This is a genomic window from Devosia sp. (assembly GCF_034675085.1).
Taxonomy (GTDB): domain Bacteria; phylum Pseudomonadota; class Alphaproteobacteria; order Rhizobiales; family Devosiaceae; genus Devosia.
The window spans coordinates 1-5589 of sequence record NZ_JAUCDN010000221.1; the positions used below are offsets into that span (position 1 = coordinate 1).

The following is a 5589-nucleotide window of genomic DNA, read 5'->3' on the forward strand; positions in this document are numbered from 1 at the left end:
GATCGGGCGCAAGGTGAAGGGCTTTGCCGGACCATCAGATGGTCCGGCAATGCATGTCAGGCGGTGGCGGGGACTTCCGCGTCCGCTTCCGGCCGGGGCTCGGGCCGCAGGCTGGTGGCCAGCGGCAATTCGGGCAGCAGGAAGGCCAGCGCGAAGGCCAGCAGCGCGGCGGCGGCGGCGGTGAAGAACACCGGATGCAGCGCCATGGCGAAGCCTTCGATGGCCTGGAGGCGCGCCGCCTCGGGCATGGCCTGGATAGCCTGCATATTGAAGCCGCCCGCCAGCCCGGCCGAGAAGATGGCGCCGAACACCGAGACGCCGATGGAGCCGCCGATCTGGCGGAACAGGGTCACGCCCGCCGTGGCCACGCCCATGAGCTGGCGCGGCACGGCATTCTGGGTCGCGGTCACGCCGACGCTGTTGACCGGGCCGATGCCGACGCCCACCAGCAGCATATAGAGCGCCACCTGCCAGTCGGGCGTATCGGTCTGCATCAGGCCCAGCAGGGTCATGCCGATGAACAGCCCGGCGGTGGAGAGGATGGGCAGGATGCGATAGCGCCCGGTGCGGGTCATGAACAGGCCCGACAGCGTCGAGGCGCCGATCAGCCCCAGCATCATCGGCAGCAATTGCAGCGCCGAGCTGGTGGGCGAAATGCCCTTGGCCACCTGCAGATACATGGGCAGGAAGGTGATTGAGCCGAACATGGCCATGCCGGCAAGGAACCCCACGGCATTGACGACGACGAAAGTGCGGTTGCGGAAAAGCTGCAAGGGCAGCACCGGCTCGGCGGCCTTGGCCTCGGTGCCCACGAACAGGATCAGCGCCACCAGCCCCAGCGCGACGAGGCCGAGGATTTCCACCGACATCCAGGCATAGGTGTGCCCGCCCAGGCTGGTGGCCAGCACCAGCGCCGACAGCCCCGCCGAAAGCAGCACGAAGCCCTTGTAGTCGATCTGGTGCGACACCCGCTCGGCCCGGGGTTTCAGCGCGAAGCCGATCACCACCAGCGCCAGCAGGCCCAGCGGCAGGTTGATGATGAAAATCCAGTGCCAGCTCAATCGCTCGACGATGAACCCGCCCAGCAGGGGCCCCACAATGGTGGCGACGCCGAAGACAGCGCTGAAAATGCCCTGGATCTTGCCGCGCTGTCGCGGCGGGATCACGTCAGCCACCACGGTCATGGCCACCACCATCAGCCCGCCCCCGCCCAGCCCCTGCACGGCGCGGGCGATGATGAGGAAGGTCATGGATGAGGCGAAGGCCGAAAGGGCCGCCCCGAGAAGGAAGATGACGATGGCGGCCTGCAAGACGATCTTGCGACCGTAGAGATCGCCGAGCTTGCCATAGATGGGAGCAACCACGGTGGAGCTGAGCAGATAGGCGATCACCACCCAGGTCAGGTGGTCGAGCCCGCCCAGTTCGCCCACTATGGTGGGCAGGGCGGTGGAAACGATGGTCTGGCCCAGCGAGGCCAGCAGCAGCGTCACGGCAACGGCGCCGATAATAAGACCCACCGATTGCGCCTGCGGCGCCTCGGCAGATTGTGCATTGACAGACATTAAGCAATCCTCTGGACGCGGGGGCGTGCGCAGAGTCGCATCAGCCCTTGCGGAAAAAATCGATGCGACATATATCTGCAATCAGCATTTACATGTCAACAGCATGCATTTGCTCAAGGCATGAAAAATTGCGAGGTCAGCCATGCCCCCGTCCGGCAGCAATCCCGAGATCGATGTGCTTCTGCGCGCCAGCGGCATCGGCGCGTCCACCGTCGCGGCGGTGTCCCAGCTCGATGCGGTGCTGCAAAACTGGCGGCGGCGCATGTCGCGGCGCGAGCTGGGCAACCGGGCGTTGCAGGATCTTGGGGTCGGCATCGACCTGGCCCAGTTCGACGTGCTGATCGCCATCGCCGCTCCGGTCAATGAATTCGGCGACAGCTCCGGCGAGGAGACCATGGTGGCCACCGTGGCCGAGCGGCTCAGCATCGATCCCTCGCGCGCCAGCCGCGTGGTCAGCGAGATGGTCGAGGCCGGCTATGCCCGCCGCGCCGTCAGCCAGGCCGATGCCCGCCGCACCATCATCAGGCTCACCCCCGCGGGCGAAGCCGTCATCGCCGCCGTGCGCGCCTATAAATATCTCATCCTGGGGAGCTTTCTCAGCGAATGGTCCGAGGCGGAGCTGGCGGCCTTCATGCCGCTGCTGGAAAAGCTCAGCCACTGGTCCGATCGCACCGCCAACGCCGCCACCCGCTTCAGCGGCGAAATCGCCACCCTCTCGGCCAACATCAAGGCCAGCCACCGGGAGAAGGTGGAGAGCTAGGGCGTTTCTACTGAACAGTGAAATGATCTAGCTCGACGCCCCGAGGCGCTGCAAGATAAAATCGGCCCGCTCTTCAACCGCCCTTTTGGGCAACAGCACCATTTCATAACCCAGCGCCGGCAGCAGCGCGGCAAGCCGGTCATATTCGGCGATTGCGTCCATGAGGCCGTGCTGGCGCTCCGCGTCAGCGCCATAGATTTCCGGCCAGGGCGGCGCCATGAACACCTGCCGGTGATAACGGTGGGCGGCCAGCGCCGCCGCCTCGGGCGGCTCTGCCGTCGCATGCGACAGCGCGCAGGCGGCATCGACGAGGCCCCGGTCGAAAAACGTCCATCCCGGCCGGGCCGAAGCGGCGGCATGATCCGCCATGGCCATGTCGATGGCGCGGCGTGCAAAGGCCGCCAGGTCCAGCCAGGGCAAGGCCCCGCCGCCCGCCTCCAGCTCCGCCTTGACGATGCGGCGGCCGGGCTCGGGCACAATCGCAAAGCCCCGCGCGGCCAGTTCAAGCAGCAGCGTCGATTTCCCGCCGCCCGAACACCCCGAAATCAATACGCGCCTGTTCCCGTCAATGAACATTTTCCCTTCCCGGTTCATCGATGTCTGGTCCCTGCTGCCGATGTCATCCCGAGATGCGGTCCCGCGCCGTGTCGGGACAGGCCCCGCATCAGGTTCGGGGCGACCAGCCTGCTGCCTGTCCCCGCGCTTCCTCCACCCACCATTGCCCCCTCCACCTTCCTTTCCATCACCTCATGAAATCGATATGGATTGCCATCCCCGGAGGAATCATGAGCAGCGCGCCCCGCCCCCGCATGCCGGTCACCGCCCTTTTGGGCGCCAACATGTTTTTCTCCGGCGTCACCTTCGCCAGCACCGCGCCCTATGCGTCCATTGTCGGGGTGGAAACGCTGGGGCTGAGCACCGCCGCCTTCGCCACCCTGCTTTCGGTCAGTTCGATTGTCGGGGCCTTCCTCTCCCTGGGGCTGGGCTATCTTTCCGACCGGCTGCCCGACCGTCGTATCCTGGTTCTGGCGGCGGCGCTGGCCGGCATGATCGGCCATGGCCTGATTTACCTGTTTCCCAGCCAGTCCGTTTTCCTCCTCGCCATGGGCGTGGTCATGCCGCTGGGCCTGTCCATGTTCTCGCAATCCTTCGCCTATACCCGGGTGTTTTATAACCGGCACAATCCCGCCCGGGCCGATTTCATGGTCTCGGCGCTGCGTACGGTCTTCACCGTCGCCTGGACCGTGGTGCCGCCGCTGGCCGGCTATGTGGCCGCCCGATATTCGGTGTTCAACGTCTATCTGATATCGGCCCTGTCCTATGGGCTGTGCGGAACGATCTTCATTGTCATGATGACGGATCGGGCAACGCTGGTGCCCAACGCGCCCCCCGCATCCGTGGCGCCGGCGCCGTCGGGCGCCGCAGTCCGGCGCCGCCTGCCCTTTCCCATTCTCAGCGGCGTTGTCGGGCTGACCGTCATCGCCACCGCGATGCGGCTTGCCGGCGTGGGCATGCCGCTCTTGATCGTTACCGATCTGGGCGGGTCGCTGACCGATGTCGGCCTTTATGCCGGCATCGCCGCCGGGCTGGAATTGCCGTTCATGCTCGGCTGGGGCTACCTGCTGGCCCGGCTGAGCAAGGAATCCATCCTGATCTTCAACGGACTGCTGTTCGCGCTCTATCTCTTGCTGGCCACCGGCGTGCGCTCGGTCGGCGATATCTTGTGGCTTCAGGGCATCAACGGCATCGCCACCGCGGCGCTGATGTCGGTCAATATCAGCTATTTGCAGGACGCGATCAAAGGCCGGGTCGGGCTGTCCACCTCGCTCATGGATGTGGTTTCCATTTCCGCCACCCTGCTGGGCGCCGCCGCGTTCGGCCTGCTCGGCGCGGGCGGCGACTACCGGCTGGTGATCGCAGGCGCCGCCGCCATTGCCGGCCTGGGCGCGCTTGTGATGCTGGCGGGCAATCTCAACCGCCTGCGGGGGCCCCGGCCCTCTCGCCCAGCCTGATCCCCTCGCGTTCGCACAGCGTCGCCAGCGCGCTGCCTTTTTCCGGCAGGGGCATATCCGCCCGGCCGCGCCGGGTGAGCTGGCTGCGCCAGATATGCACGGCCAGCGTATCCGGCGTGACCGCCGCATCCAGGCTCGATCCGGCCAGCATCAGCGCCGGAATGCCCTCATAAGGCACGGGATAGAGCGCGCTGCTGGGCAGCACCCTGTCCTCCAGCCCATGCTGGCGCACATAATGGGTCAGCGCCATCGGCCCGGTGGCGCCATATTGCATGTCCTCGGGGGCGATGCGCTGCCCCATCAGCCGCCGCGCTGCCACTTCAAGCCGCCGCAGCGGCGGCAGGTGCGGCTCCAGCAACGGGCGTTTCTCGTCGGTGAAAATGGCCAGCAGATCGTCGAGCAGCGGCGCGTCGTGGGGAATATGCAGCACCGCGCCATTGATCGAGCCGGGCCGCTCATAGGCCATGAGATAATCGGGCGGCCCTTGCAGCGGGCGCACGCAATAGACGTCCAGATCGGCATAGATGCCGCGTTGCTGGCGCAGCGCGCTCATGCGGAAATAATCCGAGAACACGCCCGGCGTGCCCTTGCCCTTGTAGAACACCAGCTTCTCGCGTGGCAGCACCTCGGCGGCGTCGCGCGCCACCGCCCCTTCGGGCAGGCCCTCCACCCTATCGTAGGAATAGACCTCCACCGCATGCCCCTGCCGGCGGAAGGAGGCGATGGAGAGCGCTTCGAGCCAGCTCATCTTTCCATGCCAGAAGCTGACAATCGTGGGGAGGGTCATGGCTTTGTCCAGCTATGCCTGCGGGTCGCGCCGGGGCTTATGGTCCTTCTTGCGCGGCTTGGCCGATTTGGGCTGCTTGGCCGCCGGCGGCGCGCTCTCGCCCTTGCCGGCCCATTTGGGCTTGCCCTTGTTCTTGTCGGGCGGCGCCTTGCCGGCTTTGGGCGGGCGCGGCTTGTCGAATTGGGGTTTGGGCGCGGCGGGGTCCCAGGTCCCGGTGGCGGCCTCGGCAAAATCGTCCGCCCTGAGCCCGGCAGAGCCATAGCGGGCCTTGCGATCGGCGCGTTCGGGGCGCGGCGCGTTGGGATCGTACCGCTCCACCGGGCCGGGCGGGCGGCGCTGGCCGGGGGGTGGGCCGGAGCGGCGCTCGCCGGGACCGTCGACGGCCGAAATGGTGACCCCGCGCTCGCCCGAGCCGTTGCGCTCGACGCTGGCGGCGAAGCCGTCGGCCTTGGGCGCCGCGACCTCGAA

Annotated in this window: 5 protein-coding genes and 1 pseudogene; 2 read left to right on the plus strand and 4 right to left on the minus strand. The window is 66.9% G+C overall.

The window, feature by feature from the left end; all coding sequences use genetic code 11:
* Positions 1-56: 56 nt before the first annotated feature.
* Positions 57-1562, minus strand: a complete 1506-nt coding sequence (locus VDP82_RS13105; protein ID WP_323015292.1) for an MDR family MFS transporter — start codon at positions 1560-1562, stop codon at positions 57-59.
* Between the two features lie 142 nt (positions 1563-1704).
* Between VDP82_RS13105 and VDP82_RS13110 the strand changes: the two genes are divergently transcribed.
* The gene (locus VDP82_RS13110; RefSeq protein ID WP_323015293.1) at positions 1705-2322 is read left to right on the plus strand and encodes a MarR family winged helix-turn-helix transcriptional regulator; all 618 of its coding nucleotides are present in this window, start codon (positions 1705-1707) and stop codon (positions 2320-2322) included.
* 27 nt (positions 2323-2349) lie between these two features.
* Here VDP82_RS13110 and VDP82_RS13115 read toward each other — a convergent pair whose 3' ends face one another.
* Positions 2350-2898 carry an AAA family ATPase gene (locus tag VDP82_RS13115; protein WP_323015294.1) on the minus strand — a complete coding sequence of 183 codons (549 nt, stop codon included), beginning with the start codon at positions 2896-2898 and terminating at the stop codon, positions 2350-2352.
* Positions 2899-3107: 209 nt separating this feature from the next.
* Here VDP82_RS13115 and VDP82_RS13120 point away from each other — a divergent pair, with 209 nt between their 5' ends.
* A complete protein-coding gene (locus tag VDP82_RS13120) occupies positions 3108-4334 on the plus strand; it encodes an MFS transporter (RefSeq protein WP_323015295.1) in 1227 nt (408 codons plus the stop codon).
* On the opposite strand, the gene VDP82_RS13125 is transcribed toward VDP82_RS13120, so the two are convergent.
* Together VDP82_RS13125 and VDP82_RS13130 are read right to left on the minus strand one after the other, a co-directional pair.
* The gene (locus VDP82_RS13125; RefSeq protein WP_323015296.1) at positions 4294-5121 is read right to left on the minus strand and encodes a hypothetical protein; all 828 of its coding nucleotides are present in this window, start codon (positions 5119-5121) and stop codon (positions 4294-4296) included. The two genes, VDP82_RS13120 and VDP82_RS13125, sit on opposite strands and share 41 nt — an antisense overlap.
* Before the next feature lie 12 nt (positions 5122-5133).
* Positions 5134-5589: pseudogene (locus tag VDP82_RS13130) on the minus strand (hypothetical protein); the annotation flags it as partial.